Source organism: Streptomyces sp. NPDC052687 (assembly GCF_040678395.1).
Classification (GTDB): Bacteria; Actinomycetota; Actinomycetes; order Streptomycetales; family Streptomycetaceae; genus Streptomyces.
The window spans coordinates 1-24,664 of record NZ_JBFATR010000050.1; the positions used below are offsets into that span (position 1 = coordinate 1).

At 72.0% G+C, this 24,664-nt stretch carries 19 protein-coding genes; 11 read left to right on the plus strand and 8 right to left on the minus strand.

The annotated features are described in order from the left end of the window. Positions 1-158 precede the first annotated feature (158 nt). Together AB0K92_RS28175 and AB0K92_RS28180 are read left to right on the plus strand one after the other, a co-directional pair. A complete protein-coding gene (locus AB0K92_RS28175) occupies positions 159-1,103 on the plus strand; it encodes an RNA polymerase sigma-70 factor (RefSeq protein WP_365927405.1) in 945 nt (314 codons plus the stop codon). Positions 1,104-1,200: 97 nt separating this feature from the next. Then, positions 1,201-2,403, plus strand: a complete 1,203-nt coding sequence (locus AB0K92_RS28180) for an FAD-dependent oxidoreductase (RefSeq protein ID WP_365927407.1) — start codon at positions 1,201-1,203, stop codon at positions 2,401-2,403. Between the two features lie 515 nt (positions 2,404-2,918). Here AB0K92_RS28180 and AB0K92_RS28185 read toward each other — a convergent pair. Continuing rightward, a complete protein-coding gene (locus tag AB0K92_RS28185) occupies positions 2,919-4,334 on the minus strand; it encodes a cation:dicarboxylase symporter family transporter (protein WP_166002368.1) in 1,416 nt (471 codons plus the stop codon). 189 nt (positions 4,335-4,523) lie between these two features. Between AB0K92_RS28185 and AB0K92_RS28190 the strand changes: the two genes are divergently transcribed. Next, a complete protein-coding gene (locus tag AB0K92_RS28190) occupies positions 4,524-6,158 on the plus strand; it encodes a sensor histidine kinase (protein ID WP_365927409.1) in 1,635 nt (544 codons plus the stop codon). Continuing rightward, the gene (locus AB0K92_RS28195) at positions 6,155-6,850 is read left to right on the plus strand and encodes a response regulator (RefSeq protein WP_365927411.1); all 696 of its coding nucleotides are present in this window, start codon (positions 6,155-6,157) and stop codon (positions 6,848-6,850) included. Before AB0K92_RS28190 ends, AB0K92_RS28195 begins: the two co-directional genes overlap by 4 nt. Here AB0K92_RS28195 and AB0K92_RS28200 read toward each other — a convergent pair. Then, on the minus strand, positions 6,732-8,915 hold the full coding sequence (locus AB0K92_RS28200; RefSeq protein WP_365927413.1) for a tetratricopeptide repeat protein: 2,184 nt from the start codon (positions 8,913-8,915) through the stop codon (positions 6,732-6,734). The two genes, AB0K92_RS28195 and AB0K92_RS28200, sit on opposite strands and share 119 nt — an antisense overlap. After that, the gene (locus AB0K92_RS28205; RefSeq protein WP_365927415.1) at positions 8,912-9,463 is read right to left on the minus strand and encodes a hypothetical protein; all 552 of its coding nucleotides are present in this window, start codon (positions 9,461-9,463) and stop codon (positions 8,912-8,914) included. The genes AB0K92_RS28200 and AB0K92_RS28205 overlap by 4 nt, the downstream gene beginning before the upstream one ends. A gap of 68 nt (positions 9,464-9,531) precedes the next feature. On the opposite strand from AB0K92_RS28205, the gene AB0K92_RS28210 reads away from it, so the two are divergent. From AB0K92_RS28210 to AB0K92_RS28220, 3 genes are all read left to right on the plus strand, one after another. Next, positions 9,532-10,365: a 5'-methylthioadenosine/S-adenosylhomocysteine nucleosidase gene (locus AB0K92_RS28210; protein ID WP_365927417.1), complete on the plus strand. Its 834-nt coding sequence runs from the start codon at positions 9,532-9,534 to the stop codon at positions 10,363-10,365. A 115-nt stretch (positions 10,366-10,480) separates the two neighbouring features. Then, entirely contained in the window at positions 10,481-12,469 is a 1,989-nt protein-coding gene (locus AB0K92_RS28215) for a tetratricopeptide repeat protein (RefSeq protein ID WP_365927478.1), read from the plus strand. A gap of 97 nt (positions 12,470-12,566) precedes the next feature. Continuing rightward, positions 12,567-13,274, plus strand: a complete 708-nt coding sequence (locus AB0K92_RS28220) for an XRE family transcriptional regulator (protein WP_365927419.1) — start codon at positions 12,567-12,569, stop codon at positions 13,272-13,274. A 29-nt stretch (positions 13,275-13,303) separates the two neighbouring features. On the opposite strand, the gene AB0K92_RS28225 is transcribed toward AB0K92_RS28220, so the two are convergent. After that, positions 13,304-14,329 carry an ATP-dependent 6-phosphofructokinase gene (locus tag AB0K92_RS28225; RefSeq protein WP_166002361.1) on the minus strand — a complete coding sequence of 342 codons (1,026 nt, stop codon included), beginning with the start codon at positions 14,327-14,329 and terminating at the stop codon, positions 13,304-13,306. Between the two features lie 203 nt (positions 14,330-14,532). Between AB0K92_RS28225 and pta the strand changes: the two genes are divergently transcribed. The 3 genes from pta (at position 14,533) to pyk (ending at position 19,344) form a co-directional block, all read left to right on the plus strand. Beyond that, complete coding sequence (gene pta / locus AB0K92_RS28230; RefSeq protein WP_365927421.1) at positions 14,533-16,623, plus strand: phosphate acetyltransferase; 2,091 nt, start codon at positions 14,533-14,535, stop codon at positions 16,621-16,623. Then, on the plus strand, positions 16,620-17,840 hold the full coding sequence (locus AB0K92_RS28235; RefSeq protein WP_365927423.1) for an acetate kinase: 1,221 nt from the start codon (positions 16,620-16,622) through the stop codon (positions 17,838-17,840). Before pta ends, AB0K92_RS28235 begins: the two co-directional genes overlap by 4 nt. Positions 17,841-17,913: 73 nt before the next feature. Further along, the gene (pyk, locus tag AB0K92_RS28240; RefSeq protein WP_365927425.1) at positions 17,914-19,344 is read left to right on the plus strand and encodes a pyruvate kinase; all 1,431 of its coding nucleotides are present in this window, start codon (positions 17,914-17,916) and stop codon (positions 19,342-19,344) included. Between the two features lie 167 nt (positions 19,345-19,511). On the opposite strand, the gene AB0K92_RS28245 is transcribed toward pyk, so the two are convergent. The 4 genes from AB0K92_RS28245 to AB0K92_RS28260 form a co-directional block, all read right to left on the minus strand. Continuing rightward, complete coding sequence (locus AB0K92_RS28245) at positions 19,512-20,894, minus strand: hypothetical protein (protein WP_365927427.1); 1,383 nt, start codon at positions 20,892-20,894, stop codon at positions 19,512-19,514. After that, positions 20,884-21,450, minus strand: coding sequence for a DUF6114 domain-containing protein (locus AB0K92_RS28250; RefSeq protein WP_365927429.1), 567 nt, complete (start codon positions 21,448-21,450; stop codon positions 20,884-20,886). Before AB0K92_RS28250 ends, AB0K92_RS28245 begins: the two co-directional genes overlap by 11 nt. Before the next feature lie 111 nt (positions 21,451-21,561). Further along, a complete protein-coding gene (locus AB0K92_RS28255; protein ID WP_166002355.1) occupies positions 21,562-22,197 on the minus strand; it encodes a DUF6230 family protein in 636 nt (211 codons plus the stop codon). Positions 22,198-22,820: 623 nt separating this feature from the next. Then, positions 22,821-23,792, minus strand: coding sequence for a tetratricopeptide repeat protein (locus AB0K92_RS28260; protein ID WP_365927433.1), 972 nt, complete (start codon positions 23,790-23,792; stop codon positions 22,821-22,823). Between the two features lie 240 nt (positions 23,793-24,032). Between AB0K92_RS28260 and AB0K92_RS28265 the strand changes: the two genes are divergently transcribed. Beyond that, entirely contained in the window at positions 24,033-24,644 is a 612-nt protein-coding gene (locus AB0K92_RS28265) for a TetR/AcrR family transcriptional regulator (RefSeq protein ID WP_365927435.1), read from the plus strand. The last annotated feature ends 20 nt before the right edge of the window (positions 24,645-24,664 follow it).

Genomic DNA, 24,664 nt, shown 5'->3' on the forward strand with positions numbered 1-24,664 from the left:
AGGCCGGACGCGGGGCCGCAGGCCGGACGCGGGGCCGCAGGCCGGACGCGGGGCCGCAGGCCGGACGCGGGGCCGCAGGCCGGACGCGGGGCCGCAGGCCGGACGCGGGGCCGCGTGACTCGCCTGCCGCTGACCCCCTCGGCGGCTAGGATCGCGGCATGGCCCTGCTCACCAGTGACGTCGATCGCTTCGAGGCCGCGAGGCCCCGGCTGGAGGCCATCGCCTACCGGCTGCTCGGCTCGGCGAGCGAAGCGGAGGACGCGGTGCAGGAAACGTTCCTGCGCTGGCAGGCCGCAGACGTCCGGCAGATCGAGGTGCCCGAGGCCTGGCTGACGAAGGTCCTCACCAACCTCTGCCTCAACCTCCTCACGTCCGCCCGGGCCCGCCGGGAGACGTACGTGGGCCAGTGGCTCCCCGAGCCGCTGCTCGCCGGGGACCCGATGCTCGGCCCGGCCGACACCGCCGAGCAGCGCGAGTCGGTGTCGTACGCCGTCCTCGTCCTGCTGGAGCGCCTGTCCCCGAGCGAGCGCGCCGTCTACGTGCTGCGCGAGGCCTTCGACTACCCGCACCGGGAGATCGCCGAGATCCTGGACATCACCGAGGCGGCCAGCCAGCAGATCTTCCACCGGGCCAAGAAGCACGTGGCGGCCGGCAAGGCGCGCGCCCGGATCGACGAGGCCGCCGCCCGCGCGATCGTCGCGGAGTTCCTGGCCGCCGCGACCAGCGGCCGTACCGAACCCCTGGTCCGCCTGCTCACCCAGGACGCCGTCTCCGTCGGCGACGGCGGCGGCAAGGTCCCCGCCCGCACGAAGGCGTTCGAGGGCGCGCTCGCGGTCGCCAGGTTCCTGCGCGGCCTGTTCAAGCCCAGCGACGCCAAGCGGGCGCTCGTCGGCGGCGCGCTCGAGATCTACGCCACCATCGCTAACGGCGAGCCCGCGTTCGTGGCGGTCGTGGACGGCCGGGTCGTCGGGATCACCTGTCTGGAGGTCACCGAGGAGGGCATCGCCGCGGTCCGCAGCCAGGTCAACCCGGACAAGCTCGTCCGCGCGAGCGAGCGGTGGGCCGCCGGGCGCCTCGGCGGCACCCCGCTCCACACCCTCTGACATCATGTGACGTGCTTCACATCCTGATCCCGTCAGGAATCGCGGGGCTGCCCGGTTCAAGGGGCACCACGCAGTTCCCGCAGACAGGAGCAGGCACATGCAGCACCGCATCGTCGTCCTCGGAGCCGGCTACACCGGAGCCATCGCCGCCGGCCGCCTCGCCAGGCGGCTGCACCGCGCGGACGTCGCCATCACCCTCGTCAACCCCGAGCCCGACTTCGTCGAGCGCGTCCGGCTGCACCAGCTCGCGGCCGGCCAGCCCCTGCGGTACCGGCCGCTGCACGAGATGTTCGCCGGCACGGGCGTCGCGCTGAAGCTCGCGAAGGTCACCGCCGTGGACGCGGACCGCAAGACGGTGTCGGTCACCGCCGTCGACGGCTCCGGGCACGAGGAAGTGGAGTACGACACGCTGGTCTACGCCCTCGGCAGCGGCTGGAACGACGGAGGCGTCCCCGGTGTCGCCGCCCACGCCCACGACATCGCGAGCCGCCCCGGCGCCCTGCGCCTCCGGGACCGCCTGGCCGCCCTGGAGGCCGGCCGGCCCGTGGTGGTGGTCGGCGGCGGCCTGACCGGTCTGGAGGCCGCGACCGAGATCGCCGAGGCCCGCCCGGACCTCGACGTCTCCCTGGCCGTCCGCGGCACCCTCGGCGACTGGCTCTCGAAGAAGGGCCGCGCCCACCTGCGGACGGTGGTGGACCGGCTCGGCATCACGGTCCACGAGGAAACCGAGGTCGCCGCCGTGGCGGCGGACAGCGTGACGACGGCCGACGGCCGGACCCTCCCCGCCGAGGTGACCGTGTGGACCACCGGCTTCGCCGTCCACCCGATCGCCCGGGCCACCACCCTGGAGGTCACCGACCGGGGCCAGATCGTGGTCGACGGCACGATGCGTTCGGTCACGCACCCGGACGTGTACGCCGTGGGTGACGCGGCGATGGCCATCGGCCCGAGCGACAAGCCGCTGCGGATGTCCTGCGCCTCGGGCGTCCCGATGGCCTGGCAGGCCGCGGACGCCATCGCCGCGCGTCTCGCCGGGACCAAGGTCCCGCACCTCTCGATCCGCTACTACCAGCAGTGCGTCTCCCTGGGCCGCAAGGACGGCCTGATCCAGTTCGTCACCGCCGACGACCGCGCGAAGGACGGCGCCATGACGGGCCGCGTGGCCGCCCTCTACAAGGAACTGATCTGCAAGGGCGCGGCCTGGGGCGTCGCCAACCCCACCACGGGCCTGCCGAGCCGGCGCCGCCACGTCACCCGGCAGGAGGCCGGGAGCCACGGTCGGGCGGAGGCGGCGGCGTGACGGAGACTCCGGCCGGAGGACCGGCCGGAGGAGGCCACCCGGCCCGAGGGGCCTGACAGGGGAAAAGGGGGCGGCTGACCTCACCCGCCCCCGGCCGGACCGCCGGCGCCGGCCGACGTACCCACGACGTCGGCCGACGCCGGCGGTCCGGCCCCCGGACGCCCCGGGCACCTGCCCCGACGTCCGGCCCTCACCGGCCTACGGCGTCCCTTACCGGGTGGCTCACGGGCCTCGCCCACCGACCGACAGCCGTACGGTCACTGATTGACGGCGCCAGGCCTCCACCCCGCAGGCTTCCGGCTACCGGCTACCAGCCGACGGGCGCCCCAGCCCCCGGCTCACGGGCCTCCGCCCACCGACCCACAGCCGCACCGGTCACCGCCCGACGGCGCCCGGACCACCGACCCACAGCAGTACCGGTCACCGCCCGACGGCGCCCGGACCACCGGCCCGCAGGCGCCCCGGCCGCGATCGGCCAGCCTCACCACCGCCGGGCGCCGGCCGGCCTGGGTGGTCTACGCCTTCGCCAGTTCCACCCGCTGTTCCCGTTCCGGCAGCTCCGTGCCGGCCTCGGTGTCCGCCGGGGCGGAGCCGTGGTCGTCGAGGAGGGTCTTCTCGTCGAACGGGGCCCGGCCCGCGAGGACCTCGGCGACCCGCTCCTTGTCGATCTCCTTGGTCCAGGTGCCGATCAGGACGGTGGCGACCGCGTTGCCCGCGAAGTTCGTCAGGGCGCGCGCCTCGCTCATGAAGCGGTCGATGCCGACGATGAGTCCGATGCCGTCGACCAGGGCCGGCTTGTGCGACTGGAGGCCGCCCGCGAGGGTGGCGAGCCCGGCGCCGGTCACACCCGCCGCGCCCTTGGAGGCGACCAGCAGGAACAGCAGCAGCGGGATCTGCTCGCCGACCGACATCGGCGTACCCATGGCGTCGGCGATGAACAGGGACGCCATGGTCATGTAGATCATGGTGCCGTCGAGGTTGAAGGAGTAGCCGGTCGGGACGGTGATGCCGACGACCGGCTTGCTGACGCCCAGGTGCTCCATCTTGGCGATGAGCCGCGGCAGCGCGGACTCCGAGGAGGACGTGGACAGGATCAGCAGGAACTCACGGCCCAGGTACTTGAAGAACGTGAGGATGTTCAGCCCGGACACGATCCGCAGCAGCGCGCCGAGGACGAGGAAGACGAACAGGAAACAGGTGACGTAGAAGCCGAGCATCAGCACGGCGAGGCTCTTGAGCGCGTCCAGGCCCGCGGACCCGGTGACGGCGGCGATGGCACCGAAGGCGCCGATGGGCGCGGCCCACATCACCATGGCGAGGATGCGGAAGACCAGCCGCTGGATGTGTTCGACCCCGCGCAGGATCGGCTGGCCGGCGGAGCCCATGGCCTGGAGGGCGAACCCGGCGAGCAGCGCGATGAGCAGGGTCTGGAGCACCTCGCCCTGGGTGAAGGCGGAGACGATCGTGGTGGGGATGATGCCGAGCAGGAACTCGGTGGTGTCCTTGGCCTCCCCGTCGACCTGGGCGTGCCCGGCGTCCTTCACCGCGTCGGTGACGGCGAGCCCGGTGCCCGGCTCCAGGATGTTGCCGACGACGAGACCGATGGCGAGGGCGACCAGCGACATCGCGAGGAAGTAGACCAGGGCGATGCCGCCCACGGCACCTACCTTCGCGGCCTTCCGCACCGAACCGATACCGAGCACGATCGTGCAGAAGATGATCGGCGAGATCATCATCTTGATCAGGTTCACGAAGCCGGTACCGATGGGCTTCAGCTCCACCGCGAAGTCCGGAGCGGCCAGACCCACGGCGATGCCGAGGGCCACCGCGATGATCACCGCGATGTAGAGATAGTGGGTGCGGTCCCGCTTGTCCCGCTTGCCCGAAGGAGCGGGGGCTGCGGCAGGTGCCGTTTCGGGTGTGCTGGTCACGGCTGCCCTCCTTGACGACGTCGTCGGCATCACCGGCGTGCGGCTCACGTCCGGGGGAAGATGCGGGGATTCTCCGGGGGAAGAACCGGCGAATCTCCGGGGAATGCACGTGACTATCTCCCGGCCTGTGAGGGCGGTCACCCTTCCGTTCATTTAGTTCACACTTCGGCGGAGAGGCAGACTGAGCCCATGCGCATCCCGTCCGTCCCCCGCCCCCGCAGCCTGGCCGGCCAGCTCTTCGCCATGCAGGCCGTGCTCATCGCGGTGGTCGTCGCCGGGTACGCGCTCTTCACCTACGTCAGCGACCGCCGCCAGGCCGAGGAGGCGGCCGGCCGCCAGGCCACGGCGGTGGCCCGCTCGGTCGCCGACTCCCCCTCCGTACGGGAGGCGATCCGCACCCCCGACCCGACGGCCGCGCTCCAGCCGTACGCGCTGCGGGTCATGCGGGACACCGACGTCGACTTCGTCACGATCATGAATCCGCGGGGCATCCGCTGGACGCATCCCCGGCGGAGCGAGATAGGCCAGCGCTTCCTGGGCCACACCGAGCGCGCCCTGCGGGGCGAGACCTTCACCGAGACGTACACCGGGACCCTCGGCCCGTCCGTCCGTGCGGTCACCCCCGTGGTGGAGGCGGACGGGAGGATCGTCGGCCTGGTCAGCGCGGGCATACGGGTCGAGGCGATCACCGAGCGGGTTCGCGGCCAGCTGACCGCGCTGCTGGGCGTGGCGGCGGGCGCCCTGGCCCTGGGCGCGATCGGCACGTATGTGATCAACGCCCGGCTGCGCCGCCACACCCACGGCATGAACGCGACCGAGCTGAGCCGCATGCACGACTACCACCAGGCCGCGCTGCACGCCGTACGCGAGGGACTGCTGATGCTCGACGGGCAGTACCGGGTGGCGCTGATCAACGACGGCGGCCGGGAACTGCTCGGCGTGTCCGGCGAGGTGATCGGCCGCTCGGTGGCGGAGCTGGGCCTGCCCGCGCCGCTGACGGGCGCGCTGCTGGGCTCCGGGCCGCGCGTCGACGAGGTGCACCTGACCACCGACCGGGTCCTGGTGGTGAACACCTCGCCGGTGTCGGGCGGGGAACGCCGCGGCACGGTCGTCACCCTGCGCGACGTGACGGAACTCCAGTCCCTGATGGGCGAACTCGACTCGGAGCGCGGCTTCACCCAGGCCCTGCGCTCCCAGGCGCACGAGGCCGCCAACCGCCTGCACACGGTCGTCTCGCTGATCGAGCTGGGCCGCGAGCAGGAGGCGGTCGCCTTCGCCACCGCCGAACTGGAACTGGCCCAGGCACTGACGGACCAGGTGGTGGCGGCGGTCGGCGAACCGGTCCTGGCGGCCCTGCTGCTGGGCAAGACGGCCCAGGCCAACGAGCGGGGCGTGGAACTGGAGGTGTCGGCGGACAGCCGTCTCGACGACGGGGTGCTGCCGGAGGACTTGCCCTCCCGCGACCTGGTCACCATCCTCGGCAACCTCATCGACAACGCGGTCGACGCGGCCCAGGGCAGTGTGCGGGCACGGGTCACGGTCGCGGCGTACACGGAGGACGGCGAACTGGTGCTGCGGGTGTCGGACACCGGCGCGGGCGTGGACCCGTCGCAGGCGGACCTGGTCTTCCAGCGCGGCTTCTCCACCAAGCCGGCGCCGGCCGGCCCCGGCGGCCTGGCCCGCGGCCTGGGCCTGGCCCTGGTCCGGCAGGCGGTACACCGCCACGGCGGCGCCCTGTCGGTGGCCGCGGCCGAGGGCGGGGGCGCCCGGTTCGAGGCACGGCTGCCCCTGCGCACGGCCCCGGTCGCCGGAGGTACGTCATGACGACGCCGCCCGCCGAACCGATCCGCGTCCTCATCGTCGAGGACGACCCCGTCGCCGCCGACGCGCACGTGATGTACGTCGGCCGGGTCCCGGGCTTCGTCGCCGTCGGCACGGCGCACACGGGCGCGGAGGCGCGCCGCGCGCTGGACCGCACCCCGGTGGACCTGCTGCTGCTGGACCTGCACCTCCCGGACGTCCACGGCCTGCAACTGGCCCGCTCCCTGCGGGCGGCCGGCCACCACGCGGACGTCATCGCGGTCACGTCGGCGCGCGACCTGACGGTCGTCCGGGAGGGAGTGTCGCTCGGCGTCGTGCAGTACGTCCTGAAGCCCTTCACCTTCGCGACCCTCCGGGACCGGCTGGTCCGCTACGCCGAGTTCCGCGGCGCGGCGGGCGAGGCGAGCGGCCAGGACGAGGTGGACCGCGCCCTGGCCACCCTGCGCGCCCCCGGCCCCGCGGCCCTCCCGAAGGGCCTCAGCGCACCGACCCTGGAACGGGTGACGGCCGCCCTGCGGGAGGCGGAGGAAGGACTCACCGCGGCGGGCGTGGCCGAGGCGGTGGGCATCTCCCGCATCACGGCCCGCCGCTATCTGGAGCATCTGGTGGACGCGGGGAGGGCGGGGCGGAGTCCGCTGTACGGGCAGGTGGGGCGGCCGGAGCTGGTGTACCGGTGGGTGCGGGGTCCTCGGTGAGGGCGTCGGCCCAGGCGCGGGCCCGGGCGGCTTCCTCCGCGGCGTCGGCCCGGGCATAGGCGTCGGCGGCCCGGAGAAAGCAGGTGCGGGCTTCGGCGCGACGGTGGACGATCACGTGGGTGGCGGCCAGGTTGCGGAGGGACGTGCCCGCCCTGTACCAGTCCTCGAACTCCCGGTAGATCTCCAGGGCCTTGCCGTACGCCTCGATCGCCTCGTCCGGCCGGCCCGCCGCCAACAGGGCGACACCGAGGTTGTTCCACACGCCCGCCTCGCGGGGCCGGTTCCCGATGGCCCGGCACAGGTCGCGCGCGCGGGTGTGAGCGTCGATCGCCTCCTCGGCCCGGCCCGCCTTCCACAGGTCGGTGCCGAGGTTGCTCCACGCCCTGGCCTCGCCGTGGCGGTCCCCGGCGGCCCGGCACAGGTCCCGGGCCCGGGTGTCGGCGTCGATCGCCTCCTCCACCCGGCCCGCCTGCCGCAAGGCGGTGCCGAGGTTGCTCCACACACCCGCCTCGCCGTGGCGGTCCCCGGCGGCCCGGCACAGGTCCCGGGCCCGGGAGTGGGCGTCGATCGCCTCCTCCGCCCGGCCCGCCTGCCGCAGGGCGAGGCCGAGGTTGTTCAACGCCGCGGCCTCGCGGCGGCGGTTCCCGGCGCGGTGAGCCGCCTCCTGGGCGGCACGGGAGACGGTGATCCAGTCGTCGAAGTACCGCCGCCAGTCCAGATATGCCCCCAGGCACAGGGCCAGCCCCACCGCCGTGCCGGCGAGCCGCTCCTCCCGCGCCCACGACGCCGCCGCCACCAGCCCCGCCCGTTCGCCGTCCACCCACGTCAGCGCCTGCTCACGGTGCGCGAACCGCTGCGGCTCCGGTTCGCCCTGCAGCCACCGCACCCGCTCGTTCGCCGCGTCCACCCACCGGTGGTAGCACTCCAGCACCCGCTGCCGCGCGGCCACGCCCTCCTCCGGGGCCACCACACCCGCCCCGAACACCCGCACCAGGTCGTGCAACCGCCACCACCCGCGCCCGCTCGCCCGCTCGACGAGATGGGCCCGCGCCAGGGCCTTCAGCTCCCGGGCCGGCGGCGCGTCCGTACCGGCCAGCGCGGCGGCGACCTCGTCGCTGATCTCCGGGCCGGGCGCGATGGCGAGCAGCCGCAGCACACGCGCCTGCTCGGGCGGCAGCCGCCGGTAGGAGAGATCGAACGCCGCACGCACACTCCGCTCGCCGTCATCGAGATACGACAACCGATCACGCGACTCGGCGAGCTCCCCGACGAGTTCCCCCACCGGCATCTCGCGGTCCTCCGCCAGCAGCGCGGCCGCGATCTGCAAGGCCAGCGGCAGATGGCCGCAGAGCCCGGCGAGCCGCCCGGCGGCCTCCGGGTCGTCGCGCACCCGGCGGTCCCGCGGATCCGCGATCCGCAGCGCGAGGTCCAGGACCTCGTACGCCGCCTCGGGGGTGAGCTGGTCCAACGGCACGAGCCGCGCCCCCAGTTGCGGCAGCCGGTCCCGGGACGTCACGAGCACCCGGTGCCGTGCGCTCCCCGGCACCAAGGGCCGGACCTGATCCGGCGACGACGCGTTGTCGGCGAGGAGCAACACCGCACCGCGCTCACGCGCGCGCCGGGCCAGCACCGACCGGTACAGCACCGCCTGTTCGTCCACCGTCGCCGGGATGTGCTCGGGCTCGACGCCGAGGGCGCGCAGCAGGGCCTGCAGGGCCGGACCGGCGGTCACGGGCGCGTCGTCGTATCCATGCAGGTCGACGAAGAGCACCCCGCCCGGGAACCACCCCCGCTCCCGCGCCGCGTGCGCCGCCTCCACCGCCAGCGCCGTCTTCCCGATCCCGCCCAGCCCGGACACGGCGGTGACGAGCACGGCCTGCTGCGGATCGCCGGGCGCGGCCGGGTCGAGCGCGTCGAGGAGCCGGGCCAGCTCCGCGTCCCGTCCCGTGAAGCCGGCGGCCTTGGCGGGCAGGGAGTCCAGCGCGGTGGGCGCGGGGGCCTGGGCGACCCCGGTGACCGGCCCGTAGAAGGTGCCGCCCCGGAAGTCGACGTGATCAGCGCTCATGCCACGTCGTCACCCCCGCCGAACGGCAGCGCGTACACCACGATGTGCACCGCGAGCCCGACCACGACGCACGCCTCGACCACGGAGATGATCAACAGTCCACGGCTGACATCACCGGCCCAGTACACGGCGAGCGCGCTCAGCGGTACGACACAGAAGGCGAGCAGGTCGACGACGAGTTGCGTGACCTTCCGGGCCACCCGCCGCGCGTCCCCGCGGTGAAAGCTCTCCCACCGGAAGACGGACTCCTCACCGGCGAGCCGCGCGAGCCGGGGCCCCAGGTCACCGCGGACGTACGCCCCGATGGCGGAGATCTTCTGGTCGTTGACGAGATACGTCCACCCCAGCACCACACACACCGGCGGCAGCGCGAGCAGCATCGACGCCTGCCCGGCCTGTGCCGCGGCCGCGATGACGGCGGCGACGACGGCGAGGGTGACGTAGAGCAGGTTGTCCCGGAAACCGATCCGCGCCTTCTGCTCGTCCTTGACGCTCTGGTACTCGGCGAGCAGCAACTGCCCGGCGGTGACGTCACGCTCGTCCGGCACGTCGTCGCCCTTCTCCCCCGCTGTCCAACAGCCCGCCCTTTACGACCACTTGGCAGTACTTTAGGGGTGTGCCGCAGACACATCCCAGGGTTCCCACCGTTGTCGTCCTCACCGCGCTCGCACTGGAGTACGCCGCCGTGCGCGGGCACATCGAGGACCGGGAGGAGTTCGTGCACCGCGACGGCACCCGTATCGAGCAAGGACGCCTCGCGGGCACCGACTGGTACGTCGCGCTCGCCGAACTCGGCGAGGGAGAGAGAACGGCGGCGTCCCTCACGACCCAGCTCATCGAGTGGCTGCGGCCGGAGGCGGTGCTGTTCGTCGGGGTCGCGGGGAGCCTCAAGGACGACATCGCGATCGGGGACGTCGTCGTGGGCACGAAGGTGTACGGCATCCACGGCGGCAAGTGGGCCCCTGGCGGTTTCCTGTCCCGCCCGGAGTCCTGGCCGGGCTCCAACGCTCTGGTGCAGGCGGCGCGTTCGGCGGCGCGGGACATGTCCGCCGTACGGACCCACTTTAAGCCGATCGCCTCCGGGGACGTGGTCCTCGCCGACGCCGAGTCGGAGATCGCGAAGCACTTGCGCGAGCAGTACAACGACGCGGCGGCCATCGAGATGGAGGGCTCCGGCGCGGCCCACGCGGCGCATCTCAGCGGGCAGGTGCACGCCCTGGTGATCCGCGGGATCAGCGACCGCGCGGACGCGCGCAAGGACACGGCGGACGCGGCCGGCTCCCAGGAGCGGGCCGCCGCGCAGGCGGCGTCGGTGGCCGTGGAGGTGCTGCGCAAGCACCACCCGCGCGGCCGGTCCTCCGACTCCCGGGAGGGCCCCCATACCGGCGGAGACCACATCGACTTCCGGGGCGGCACCTTCTACGGCCCGGTCATCGGCAAGCAGCAGTAGCCCCGCCGCCAAGGCCCCGGTCCACGGCCCGGTCCCGGTCGCGACGACCACCCTCCCACCCCGCCCTCCCGGTTTCACGGGCCGCACGGAGGAACTGGACCGCCTGCTGCCCCGCCTGGCCCCCGCCTCAAAGGAGGGCACACCGCTCCTCATCTCGGCCGTCACGGGCATGGGCGGCATCGGCAAGACGGCCCTGGCGGTGGAGGCGGCGCACCGGGCCCGCGCGAAGGGCTGGTTCCCGGGCGGGTTCCTGTTCGTGGACCTGCGCGGCTACGACGACAACCCGGTGACGGCGGACCAGGCGGTCCTGGCCTTGCTGGACGCGATGGGCGTACAGGGCACGGACCTCCCACCCACGACGCCCCGCCAGTACGACGCGTACCGCACCCTGCTGGCCGAGCGGCGCGACCGGACGCTGCTGATCCTGGACAACGCCTCGGACCCGTCACAGTACGTCCCGCTGCTGCCCGGCACGGACCACCACCGCGTGCTGATCACATCACGAGACCGCCCGGACGCCCTCCCGGTACGCATCATCGACCTGGAGATCCTGGATCCGCAGGAGTCCGCGGCACTCGTCACCCGTGCCCTCCAGGACGCGGACGAGAGGGACGACCGCCCTTCCCGCGAATCGGGAGCGCTCCATGAACTCACCGACTTGTGCGGCCACTTGCCCTTGGCCCTCCACATCGCCGCCGCGATGCTGCGCAGGCGGCGGCACCGGGACATCGCCTCACTGGTGACCGAGATCAAGGAGATGGGGGACCCGACCGTCGTCCTGGACGAGGGCAGTCCCGGCACGGACCTGTACGGCCGCTCGCTCGTACTGCGCCCCGTACTGGAGACGTCATACCGCCGACTGCCACCCGACCAGGCCCGGCTGCTGCGGCTGCTGTCCCTCGCGCCCGGAGCCGAGACCGGGACGGAGGCGGTGGCCGCGCTGGCCGGCCTCTCCCCGGACTCGGCGTTGCCCCTGCTGGAGGAGCTGACGGCGACACATCTGGTGACACCGAGGGGAACGTCGGGTGCGGGACTTCGCTGGCGGATGCACGACCTGGTGCGGGCGTTCGGAGCCGGTGCCGTGGACGAGGAGGAAGGGGACGCGGCGCGGGAGCGGGTGTTGAGGTTCTACGTCCGGTGGGCGGATGCGGCCAACAGCCGGCTGCGGTGGCTGCCGGGCATGCCGGAGCCGGAGCGGTTCGCGGACCGGGGGCAGGCGTTGGCGTGGCTGGACGGCGAACGGGCAGGGCTGGTGGCAGCGGCGCTGTGGGCGCGGGAGGACCGGTTCGCGGACACGGCGGTGCGACTGGCCTCATGCCTGGCGCGTTACCTCAGCTGGCGGCGGTACTTCGACGACGGGATCACCGTGAGCAGGGCGGCCCAGGAGGCCGCCCACCGCGCCGGTGACCGGCTGAGTGAAGCGATGGCGTGGACCGACCTCGGCAACGCCCTGCTGGAAGCGGGCCGGGTGGAGGAGGCGATCGAGGCCATGATCCGCGACCGTGAGCTGTGCCATGCCCTCGGTGACCGCCACGGCGAGGCGGTGGCGTGGAACAACTTCGGCAACGCCCTGCTGGTAGCGGGCCGCCCGGATGAGGCGATCGACGCCCACACCCGCGCTCGCGTCCTGTATCAGGACACCGGGGACCAGCACGGCGAAGCCATGGCGTGGAACAACCTCGGCAGCGCCCTTCGGCAGGCGGGCCGACCGGGCGACGCGATCGACGCCCACACCCGCGCTCGTGACCTGTTCCAGGACACCGGGGACCGCCACCTCGCCGGCACGGCGTGGAACAACCTCGGCAACGCCCTGATGGTGAGCGGCCGGGTGGAGGACGCGATCGAGGCGTACGGCAGGTGCCTGGAAATCTGCCGGGAGTTCGAGGACTGGTACGGGGCCGGTCAGGCGCTCCACAACCTGGGTACGGCTCACGTGGACACCCACCGCGCCGCCGCAGCACGCGCCCACTACCTCCAGGCCGCCGAGGCCCTGGCCCGCGCCAACGCCCCCACGGAAGCCGCGGAATCCCGCACCGCCGCCGATGCTCTGTGGGAGCCGCCCAAAGAGATCACCCCCAGCCGTCAAGAGGTGACCGACAAGTAATGGCCACCCCTGGCCAAAACCGTACGTTCCTACGATCTGTGATTGTGGCCGAACCGACCGTAGTCACCGATCACACGCCCCCGTACCTTGATGCATCGTGCGCCGACCCCCAGCTCAGCCGAACCAGCCCGCCCCGCCCTTCAACGCCCTCGCCGCCCGCCGGCTCCGGGCGGCACTGGGCATGGGGCCCGAGCATGTCGCCTACGGCATGCGCGCCTCGTACGGGCTGCCGTACGTGACGCCGGACCTCGTGATCGCCTGGGAGCGCGGGGTGGCGAACCCCAGCAGTCCGGAGCTGACCGCGCTCGCGGGGGTGCTGTGGTGCTCCCCGGGTGAGCTGATAGGCAGCCCGCGGACACTGAAGGAGCACCGCATCGCCCGCGGACTCGCACCGGAGGACGTCGCACGGGCGACCGGGCTGGAGCTGCTGGCGTACCAGCGGATGGAGGAGCACGACGAGTGGCGGGGCAACGACCGGCAGTCCGCCGCCCTCGCCGACCTGCTGGACCTGGACCTGCCCGCGTTCGTCTCGGTCACCGGCCGGGAGGCCAAGCTGGCCGAGCTGCTGCGCAGCGCGGTGAGCACGCGCTGGCAGGCGTACGTCCGCCCGGTGAGCAAGATCGTGCCCCTGGACAGGCAGACCCTGGAGGGCACCCTTCAGGAGTTGCACCAGGACTACCAGGGGCACATGGCCGCCACCCTCAGCTGGGGCGGGGGCGGCCGGGACTCGGACGCGTCGGGGCAGGAGTTCCTGGACCGGATCGTGGAGTACTTCTGGACGACGGCCCAGCGCCATACGGCCTGAACCACCCGGCCACAACGAGAGGCGGCGCTCTAGAAGACCGACTCCGCCTCGTCCATGCGGTCCTTCGGGACCGTCTTCAGCTCCGTGACCGCCTCCGCCAGCGGCACCATCACGATGTCGTTGCCGCGCAGCGCGGTCATCTTGCCGAACTCGCCCTGGTGCGCGGCTTCCACCGCGTGCCAGCCGAAGCGGGTGGCGAGGACCCGGTCGTACGCGGTCGGCGTGCCGCCGCGCTGGACGTGGCCGAGGATGACCGGCTTGGCCTCCTTGCCGAGGCGGCGCTCGAGTTCGTGGGCGAGGGCGGTGCCGATGCCCTGGAAGCGCTCGTGGCCGTACTGGTCGATCGCGCCCTTGCCGTAGTCCATGGTGCCCTCGGCGGGGTGGGCGCCCTCGGCGACGCAGATGACGGCGAACTTCTTGCCGCGCGCGAAGCGTTCCTCGACCATCTTGACCAGGTCGGCGGGGTCGAAGGGACGCTCGGGCAGGCAGATGCCGTGCGCGCCGGCGGCCATGCCGGACTCCAGGGCGATCCAGCCGGCGTGGCGGCCCATGACCTCGACCACCATCACGCGCTGGTGGGACTCGGCGGTGGTCTTGAGGCGGTCCATGGCCTCGGTGGCCACGCCCACGGCCGTGTCGAAGCCGAAGGTGCGGTCGGTGGAGGAGATGTCGTTGTCGATGGTCTTGGGGACGCCGACCACCGGCAGGCCCGCGTCGCTCAGCATCCGGGCCGCCGTGAGCGTGCCCTCGCCGCCGATCGGGATCAGCGCGTCGATCCCGAAGTCCTCGACCATGTCACCGGCGCGGGAGCAGGCCTCGCGCAGCCGGTCCCGCTCCAGCCGCGACGAGCCGAGGATCGTGCCGCCGCGCGCGAGGATGCCGCTGACCGCGTTGAGGTCGAGGCTGCGGTAGCGGCGCTCCAGCAGGCCCGCGTATCCGTCCTCGAAGCCGATGACCTCGTCGCCGTAGTTGTCGACCGCTCGGTGCACGACCGACCGGATCACTGCGTTCAGGCCGGGGCAGTCGCCGCCTGCGGTGAGGACTCCGATACGCATCGTGCTGTGTCTCCTGCTCGCTGTTGATACCGGTGAGCCACTTCCGATTGTTCCACGTCCCGCACCCCGGTGCCGCTCACCGTTCTTGACGGGCGCCTTATCCATCGCCGGAGGTATTGTCAAGAGGGTTCTGCTCACCTCGGTGGGCGATTTTTGTACCCCATCCGAGACGAGACCCACTCGAGAAGGAACGGAGAGCACGCGTGACGCGCAGCGTGTACGTGACCGGTATCGACCGCGGCGACGGCCGCCAGGTCGTCGAGCTGGGGGTCATGGAACTCCTGACCCGGCAGATCGACCGGGTGGGTGTCTTCCGTCCCCTCGTGCACGACGGGCCCGACCGCCTGTTCGACTTGCTGCGCGCCCGCTACCGGCTGTCGCAGGACCCGGCGACCGTCTACGGCATGGACTACCAGGAGGCCTCCGCGCTGCAGGCCGAGCGCGGCACGGACGAGCTGGTCGCCACCCTCGTCGACCGCTTCCACCTGGTCGCCCGCGACTACGACGTCGTGCTGGTCCTCGGCACCGACTACGCCGACACGCAGTTCCCCGACGAGCTGTCCCTGAACGCGCGCCTCGCCAACGAGTTCGGCGCCTCCGTGATCCCGGTCGTGGGCGGCCGCAAGCAGACCGCCGAGGCGGTCGTCGCCGAGACCGTCAACGCCTACCGCGCCTACGACGGCCTGGGCTGCGACGTGCTCGCCATGGTCGGCAACCGGGTGGCCCGCGTGGACCGCGATCACATCGCCGAGCGGCTGGCGGACCGGCTGCCCGTGCCCTGCTACGTCCTGCCCGACGAGCCGGCCCTGTCCGCGCCGACCGTCTCGCAGATCGCCCACGCGCTCGGCGCCAGGGTGCTGCTCGGCGACGACTCGGGGCTCGCCCGCGACGCGCTGAACTTCGTGTTCGGCGGCGCGATGCTGCCGAACTTCCTGGGCGCCCTGACGCCGGGCTGCCTGGTGGTGACCCCCGGCGACCGCGCGGACCTGGTGGTCGGCTCGCTGGCCGCGCACAGCGCCGGCACCCCGCCGATCGCTGGCGTGCTGCTCACCCTGAACGAGGTGCCGAGCGACGACGTGCTCACCCTCGCCGCCCGGCTCGCCCCCGGCACCCCGGTGCTGTCGGTGTCCGGCAACAGCTTCCCCACCGCCGAACAGCTGTTCTCCCTGGAGGGCAAGCTGAACGCGGCCACCCCGCGCAAGGCGGAGACCGCGCTCGGCCTGTTCGAGCGGTACGTCGACACCGCCGGTCTGACCAAGCGGGTCTCCGCGCCGAGCAGTGACCGCGTCACGCCGATGATGTTCGAGCACAAGCTGCTGGAGCAGGCCCGCGCGGACAAGCGCCGGGTGGTCCTCCCGGAGGGCACCGAGGAGCGGGTGCTGCACGCGGCCGAGGTGCTGCTGCGGCGGGGTGTCTGCGACCTCACCCTGCTCGGGCCGGTGGACCAGATCCGCAAGAAGGCCGCCGACCTCGGCATCGACCTCGGCGACTCCCAGCTGATCGACCCGGCCAGGTCCGAGCTGCGGGACTCCTTCGCCGAGCTGTACGCGGGCCTGCGCGCCCACAAGGGCGTGACCGCGGAGCTGGCGTACGACGTCGTCTCGGACGTGAACTACTTCGGCACCCTGATGGTCGAGGAAGGTCTCGCCGACGGCATGGTGTCGGGGTCCGTGCACTCCACCGCCGCGACCATCCGGCCCGCCTTCGAGATCATCAAGACCAAGCCGGACGCGTCGATCGTCTCGTCCGTCTTCTTCATGTGCCTCGCCGACAAGGTGCTGGTCTACGGCGACTGCGCGGTCAACCCGGACCCGGACGCCGAGCAGCTCGCCGACATCGCCATCCAGTCGGCGACGACGGCCGCCCGGTTCGGTGTGGAGCCGCGGATCGCGATGCTGTCGTACTCCACGGGCACGTCCGGCTCCGGCGCCGACGTCGACAAGGTGCGCGAGGCGACCGAGCTGGTGCGCTCGCGCCGGCCGGACCTGAAGATCGAGGGCCCCATCCAGTACGACGCGGCCGTCGAGCCGTCGGTCGCCGCGACCAAGCTGCCCGGATCCGAGGTCGCCGGGCAGGCAACGGTTCTGATCTTCCCGGACCTCAATACAGGCAACAACACCTACAAGGCCGTGCAGCGCTCGGCCGGGGCGATCGCCGTCGGCCCGGTGCTCCAGGGCCTGCGCAAGCCCGTCAACGACCTGTCCCGGGGCGCCCTCGTCCAGGACATCGTCAACACCGTCGCCATCACGGCCATCCAGGCCCAGTCCCCGATCGAGAAGGCAACCCAGCAGTGAGCTCCTCCCGTGTCCTCGTTCTCAACTCCGGCTCCTCGTCGGTGAAGTACCAGCTGCTCGACATGCGCGACAGCAGCCGGCTGGCGGTGGGCCTCGTCGAGCGCATAGGTGAGGAGACCTCGCGCCTGAAGCACACCCCGCTGCACACCGGCGGCGCCGGCCGGGAGTGGACGGGCGCGATCGCCGACCACGACGCCGCCCTCAAGGCCGTCGCCGAGCAGCTCGCGCAGGACGGCCTCGGTCTGGACTCCCCCGAGCTGGCCGCGATAGGCCACCGGGTGGTGCACGGCGGCAAGCACTTCACCGAGCCGACGGTCATCGACGACACCGTCCTCGCCGAGATCGAGCGGCTGATCCCGGTCGCCCCGCTGCACAACCCGGCCAACCTGACCGGTATCCGCACGGCGATGGCACTGCGGCCGGACCTGCCGCAGGTCGCCGTCTTCGACACCGCGTTCCACACGACGATGCCGGAGTCGGCCGCCCGCTACGCGATCGACGTGCAAACCGCCGACGAGCACCGCATCCGCCGCTACGGCTTCCACGGCACCTCGCACGCCTACGTCTCCCGGACGACCGCGAAGCTGCTGGGCAAGGCGCCCGAGGAGGTGAACGTCATCGTGCTGCACCTGGGCAACGGGGCGTCCGCCTCCGCCGTCCGGGGCGGCCGTTGCGTGGACACCTCCATGGGACTGACGCCTTTGGAGGGGCTCGTGATGGGTACCCGCTCCGGCGACCTGGATCCGGCTGTCATCTTCCATTTGATGCGAGTTGGCGGAATGTCCACGGACGAGATCGACACTCTTCTCAACAAGAAGAGCGGCCTGATCGGCCTGTGCGGTGACAACGACATGCGCGAGATCCGCCGTCGGGTGGACGAAGGCGACGAACAGGCGCGGCTCGCCTTCGACATCTACATTCACCGGTTGAAGAAGTACATCGGCGCCTATTACGCCGTGCTCGGCAAGGTGGACGCGGTCGCCTTCACCGCCGGGGTCGGCGAGAACGCGGCAGCGGTGCGGGAGGCGGCCGTGGCGGGCCTGGAGGAGCTGGGCCTGGCGGTCGACGGGGAGCTGAACGCCGTACGCGGCGACCAGCCGCGGCTGATTTCCCCGGCGGGCGCCCGGGTCGCGGTCGCCGTGGTCCCGACCGACGAGGAACTGGAGATCGCCACGCAGACGTACGCGCTGGTTAATGGCTCATCGAATCTCACCTGAGCGGCATCCCGCCCTTTTGTATTTTCCGCCAGCCGGAATATTCCGCAGCGAAACAAACCGATAGGATCGCCCCATGCGCCGTTCGAAAATCGTCTGTACTCTCGGCCCCGCGGTCGACTCCCATGAGCAGCTGGTCGCGCTGATCGAAGCCGGCATGAATGTGGCCCGCTTCAACTTCAGCCACGGCACCCACGCCGAGCACCAGGGGCGGTACGACCGACTCCGGGCCGCGGCCAAGGAGACCGGCCGGGCCATCGGTGTCCTCGCCGACCTCCAGGGCCCGAAGATCCGGCTCGCGACCTTCGCCGAGGGCCCGGTCGAGCTGGTGCGTGGTGACGAGTTCACCATCACCACCGAGGACGTCCCGGGCGACAAGACGATCTGCGGCACGACCTACAAGGGCCTGCCCGGTGACGTGTCCAAGGGCGACCCGATCCTGATCAACGACGGCAACGTCGAGCTGAAGGTCACCGAGGTCGACGGCTCCCGGGTGAAGACGATCGTCATCGAGGGCGGCGTCATCTCCGATCACAAGGGCATCAACCTGCCCGGCGCGGCCGTCAACGTGCCCGCGCTGTCCGAGAAGGACGTCGAGGACCTGCGGTTCGCGCTGCGCATGGGCTGCGACCTGGTCGCCCTGTCCTTCGTCCGGGACGCCAAGGACGTCGCCGACGTCCACCGGGTCATGGACGAGGAGGGCCGCCGCGTCCCCGTCATCGCCAAGGTGGAGAAGCCGCAGGCGGTGGACAACATGGAGGACGTCGTCATGGCGTTCGACGGTGTGATGGTCGCGCGCGGCGACCTGGCCGTCGAGTACCCCCTCGAAAAGGTCCCGATGGTGCAGAAGCGGCTCATCGAGCTGTGCCGCCGCAACGCCAAGCCGGTGATCGTGGCGACCCAGATGATGGAGTCGATGATCACCAACTCCCGTCCGACCCGCGCCGAGGCCTCCGACGTGGCCAACGCGATCCTGGACGGCGCCGACGCGGTCATGCTGTCCGCCGAGTCGAGCGTGGGCGCGTACCCGATCGAGACGGTCAAGACGATGTCGAAGATCGTCCAGGCGGCCGAGGAGGAGCTGCTCTCCAAGGGCCTGCAGCCGCTGGTGCCGGGCAAGAAGCCGCGCACGCAGGGTGGTTCGGTGGCCCGCGCCGCCTGCGAGATCGCCGACTTCCTCGGCGGCAAGGGCCTGGTGGCGTTCACCAAGTCCGGTGACACCGCCCGCCGGCTGTGCCGCTACCGCGCGTCCCAGCCGATCCTGGCCTTCACCACCGACGAGTCCACCCGCAACCAGCTGGCGCTCAGCTGGGGCGTGGACTCCTACGTCGTGCCGTTCGTGAACAGCACCGACGAGATGGTCGACCTGGTCGACCAGGAGGTCCTGAAGCTCAACCGCTTCAACCCGGGCGACATCATGGTCATCACCGCCGGCTCCCCGCCCGGCGTCCCCGGCACCACCAACATGGTCCGGGTGCACCACCTGGGCGAGGGCGACCGCGCCTGACGCCAGGCGGTCCTGACGCCACGTCGTCCCGGACACACGTCGTCCTGGACTCACGCCGTCCTTCTCGCGTACGACACCGAGGGCGCCCCCTGCGACAGGGGGCGCCCTCGGGTGCTGTGCGGCTCCCGGACGGGTCGGCGGGGCGGTCAGCGGTCGACGGTCGACGGTCAGTCGGTGACGTACTGACGCAGCCCGGGGACGTGCAGGGTGCCGCCGAACTGGCCGGCCTGCTGCACCTTCACCTTCGTGAAGTAGATGAGCGGGATGTTCAGCGGCGGCGGGTGCTCCGGGTCGAACGTCACCGGGATCAGCCCCAGCAGATTGCCGGAGATGCGCTCGGTGTACATGATCGTCTCGCCGTCGCGGATGGTGGACGTCGAGCCCTTGGCCGCCTGCACGTGGTAGGTCTTGCCGCTCAGGTCGTCCTTCACCGTCTGGTGCAGGTCGCCGATGTCGGTGCCGTCGGATATGACGTACTTCAGCACCTTCTTGACCGTGCCGTTGGCCGTGCGGACCTCGACGATGCCCTTGTAGTCGGCGCCCTTCAGCGTCAGCGAGCTGGCGTCCAGGAACCACGGGTCGTCGGGCAGCGGCACGGCGTTGTCGACGCCGCCCTGCGCGTCGGTGGCGACCGGGCAGTCGTCGGCGTCCGTGCTCGGGCTCGCCGACGGCGACGGGGTGGCCGTCGCCTCGCCGGCGGACTCGGTGGCCTCCGGTACGGCCCCGGGCGCCTCGGACGCCGTGTCCCCGGCACCGTCGGCGGTGTCCTGCCCGCCGTCGGTGTCCTGGTCGGCGCCGTCCCCGGCCGGGTCCTCGGCGCCGCTGCCGGAGTCCCCTCCCTGGCCCGCGCCCGTGCTCGGCTCCGGGCTCGCCGGGGCGGACGGGGACGGGGCGGGGCTCGCGGACTCCTCGGCGCCGCCGCCGGTGACACCGTCGACCACGCCGTCCACGACCCCGGTGACGGTGTCGCCGATGGTCTCCAGCACGCCCTTCTGCGTCTCGGTGGGCGAGGGCGTGGGGGCGTTCTGCGGCTCCTTGGTGGCCGGCGCCCCGGCGGAGGCGGAGGCGGTCGGCGCGGGGCCCGGCTCGTCGGCGGAACCTGAATCCGCCGAATCGCCGTCACCCGGACCGGAGTTGCCCGAGCCCGAGCCCGAGTCGCCGGAGCCGGAGCCGGACGTCGCCGACGGGCTCGGCTCGGCGCCGCCGGCCGACGGGCTCTCGCTCGCGCCGGCCGAGGCGGACGGCGACGGCGTGGGCGTGGGCGTGGCGGTCTCGCCCTTCCCGGCGTCCTCGAGGGCCGCCACGCACTCCTTGTACTCGTCGGCCGTCAGGCTGCGCGACGCCGGCTGCTGGTCCTCGGCGAGGGCGAGCTTCGGTGTGAACCCCATCCCCATCAGGACCGCGGTGGGCATCGCCGCGAGGGCTATCGCCTTGCCGGCCGGCATGTGGAACCTGGTGAACAACGGCTTCTTGGGTGCCGCGTGGCGCGGCCCGGTTCTCACACGGGACGTGTCCACCTCAGTCCCGTGGGTCCCCTCGTCAGCCGGCACTGTGCCTCCCGTTCGCCTCGTTGCCGGGGCTCGATCCCGACAGGTCGTCGGTTGCACCCACCGTGCCCGTGTCCGTGACCGGGGCCTGCGTGGCCGTGCCCATCGGGGCGATGGCCGCTCCCTTGGCGTCCGCCGGCTGCTGCGCGGGCGGCGCGTCCTCGGCCCAGGACACCGCCATCGCGCCGCCGATGAGGGCGAACAGGAAGCCGATGAGGAAGCCGCCGAGGTTGGAGACGGGGATGGACACCAGCGCCAGCAGGATCGCGGCGACGCCCGCGAAGACCCGGACGTGCTTCTGGAACCAGAGGCTGATGCCCAGGACGACGAGCAGCACGCCGATGATCAGGGATCCGGCACCCGCCGTGGTGGCCATCGCGAGCGTGAGATGGCCGAGCCGGAGGTTTGCGTACGGGAAGTAGGCGATGGGGAGTCCGCCGAGCATGACGAACAGGCCGGCCCAGAACGGCCGGGTGCCCCGCCAGGCGCGGAAGTTCCGCCGAAAGACCCGGAGGTAGTGCTCGTCGGTGCCGGGCGCGGCAGGAGTCTCGGCGCTCATGGAAAAACAGCTCCCTGGAACGGCGTTGCCGTGGTGAGTGGTACTGCGAATGCAGAGTCGGAGAGTTGACGGGCGGGGAGGCCACCGGCTCCCCCGCCCGTCAGCGAGTGCTTAGTAGCACTCCTTGACACCCGTCGACAGCGACATCTTCAGGCCGCTGAGCTTGAAGGTTCCGGCGGTGGTCGCCCACGCCGTCTGCTTCACGTCGGTGAGGGTGACCGAATCGGCCTGCTGCGAGAAGCCGTACGGGTTCGACTGCTCCTTGCCGCCCTTCATGCCCGGACCCTTGGAGGCGTCCTTGGCGGCGACACCGATGTCGATGCCCCGGAAGACGGCGTCGCCTTCCAGCTCGGCGACGTCGATGTACAGGTTCTCGGCCTGGACCGGGGTGTCACCCTGGCCGGCCCGCAGAATCAGGCTGACGTTGCCGAGCACCGGGATGTTCGGCGTGACGACCGACTGGCACAGGCTCTTGATGGTCGCGGACTTGAACGCCGAGACGGCGACGGGGTGAACCGTCTTCTTGCCGTCGAGCGTGTAGCCCTCGTCGAGAGCGCCGTACTGCACGAAGCCCGTGCCGTCGAGACGCTCGGTCGTGACCTTGAAAGACTGTCCGGAAACGCTGAACGACGCGGCGAGAGCACCCTGAGCGAGGGCGACGCCTATCGCCGCCGTGGCGGCCACGCTGGGCACCATGACCACGGCGAACCGCTTCCATCTGGTCCCACCACGCACCTGGGACTCCATATTTCCTCCTTCTCGGACGTACATCTCCTGACCCGGACTGGCCCCCAATGGCGGCTCAGCGGGGCAGGGATGGGAGAAGTGCTACGTCCTCGGGAAGGAGAGCGCCCGCACTCGGCGGCGCGTACCGCGCCCGAATCACCGGCGATCACCCCCGAGCGACAACCACTGGTCGCGCCTGACACGCATCACGCACAACCCTGCCGGACAGGCTTCGCCCGCTGGCGAAGACCCCCCTGTCCAAGAGCCGGCGCCGTCGGGCGTCGGCTCTGCTCGGTGGGGACCCAGGAAATCCCGTGACCCGACCGGCTGTCGGGGTCCGGGCAATGGACCGAGCGTGGCCGATCGTGGTGCATTCTCGCCGCCCGCACAAGGGGGTTCGTTACTCGCTAGTAACGGCGGGATAACCGAACAACGACCTGCCGGTCTCGCTTGGCGACGCTGGGTGCACCCGGCGGGGAGGACAAAGAAGGAATGTCGGGATGGAATCCGACAGAAACCCGCCCCCGACTTACTGGCAGTAACAGCGGCCGCGTTTGCCAAGTTTTGGCAAAGCGCGGCCGCATCGGTGCCACGAGGGCAGCCGTGTCCCGTGCGGAACACGGCTGGAAAGGGCCGTAAAAGGGCTAGAACAGAGCCCGTGCCAGCGCCCTGCGGGCCGCGGTCACCCGCGGGTCGTCTGCCCCGACGACCTCGAAGAGCTCCAGCAGTCGCACCCGGGCCGCGTCCCGGTCGTCACCGGCGGTGCGCCCGACGGTCTCGATGAGCCGCCCGAACGCGTCCTCGACATGCCCGCCGACCAGATCGAGGTCGGCCGCGGCGATCTGCGCCTGGACGTCGGCCGGCTTGTCGGCGGCGTCCTTGCGCACCTGCTGCGGGTCCATGCCCTGCACCCGCTGGAGCAACTCGGCCTGCGCGAGGCCGAGCTTGGCCTCCGGGTTGGCCGGGTCGTCGGCGAGCACGTTCTTGTACGCCTGGACGGCCCCGCCCAGGTCGCCCGCGTCCAGCGCCTGCGCGGCCGCGTTCAGCGCGCTCTCGTGCGGGCCGGCCGGCTGCGCGGGCGGCTCGGCGGCGCCCGGCTGCGCCTCCGGGTCGACGGTGAGACCGGTCAGGCCGAAGCGCTGCTCGGCGACGGTGACCAGCTGGTCGAGGACCTGCCGGATCTGCGGCTCGGGAGAGGCCCCCTGGAAGAGCGGCAGCGCCTGTCCCGCGACGACCGCGAAGACGGCCGGGATGCCCTGGATCCCGAACTGCTGCATCAGCATCTGGTTGGCGTCGACGTCGATCTTGGCGAGGACGAAACGCCCGTTGTACTCGACGGCCAGCCGCTCCAGCACCGGGCTCAGCTGCTTGCAGGGCTGGCACCACTCGGCCCAGAAGTCGATGACGACCGGGACTTCGGTGGAGCGCTGGAGGACGTCGCGTTCGAAGGTGGCCTCGTCGACGTCGATGACGAGATCGGCCGGGGAGACGGCCCCGCCCCCGCCCTGGCGGGCCGCTTGGGCGCGCGCCTGCTCCGCCTTCGCCTTGGCCTCCTGGGCCGCCTTGACCGCGGCGAGGTCGACGACGCCGCTCATGGACATGTTCCGTGGCTGCATGCGTCTATCCTCCCCCGTTCCCGCGCGTGTGTGAAAAGCGGTGTCAAAAGCCGGCGCCGGGTCCCCACCCCACGCCATGTGGTCATCGCTCAGGTGTGCCGTGACCGATCACTCGGACGCACACGCTTTCGCTACGAGTCGTAGCGTAATGCCAGGCGGGCGCCGAGGGACACCCCGCACCGGTGATCTGGCTCACTGCGCGCATGAAGCGCTGGTGAACGGCCGGATATGGTCGACGCCATGCAGAGCCGCACCCCCGCCGGCCGCGCCGGACGTCCGCGCAGCGCCGCCGCCGACGCCGCCATCCTGGCCGCGACCCGGGCGGCCCTGGTGGAACTCGGCTGGTCGAAACTCACCCTGGGAGACGTCGCGACACGCGCCGGGGTTGCGAAGACGACGCTGTATCGCCGCTGGGCGGGCAAGAACGAGCTGGTCGTCGACGCGGTGGCGGAACTGTTCGACGAGCTGCGCCTGCCCGACCGGGGCACGCTCGCCGCCGACATCGAGGGCGTGGTCCTCCAGTTCGCCGCGATCCTGGCGCGGCCGGAGGCGAAGAGCGGCCTGATGGCGGTACTGGCCGAATCCACGCGTGACGCCGCGCTGCGGGAACGGATCCGCACCTCGATCGTGGAGCGCCAGAAGCGGCTGGTCCTGGAGGGCCGCGCCCGCGCGCAGCGCCGCGGCGAGCTGCCACCCGAGACGGACCCCGAGGAGGCGGCCCGCACCGCCGACCTGATCTTCGACGTGGTGGCGGGCGCGGTGGTGCACCGCGAACTGGTCAGCGCGGAGCCGGTGGACGAAGCCTGGGTCCGCAGCTTCACCCGGCTGCTGCTCCAGGGGCTGTCGGCCTGAGGCCCGTCGGCCTGGCTGAC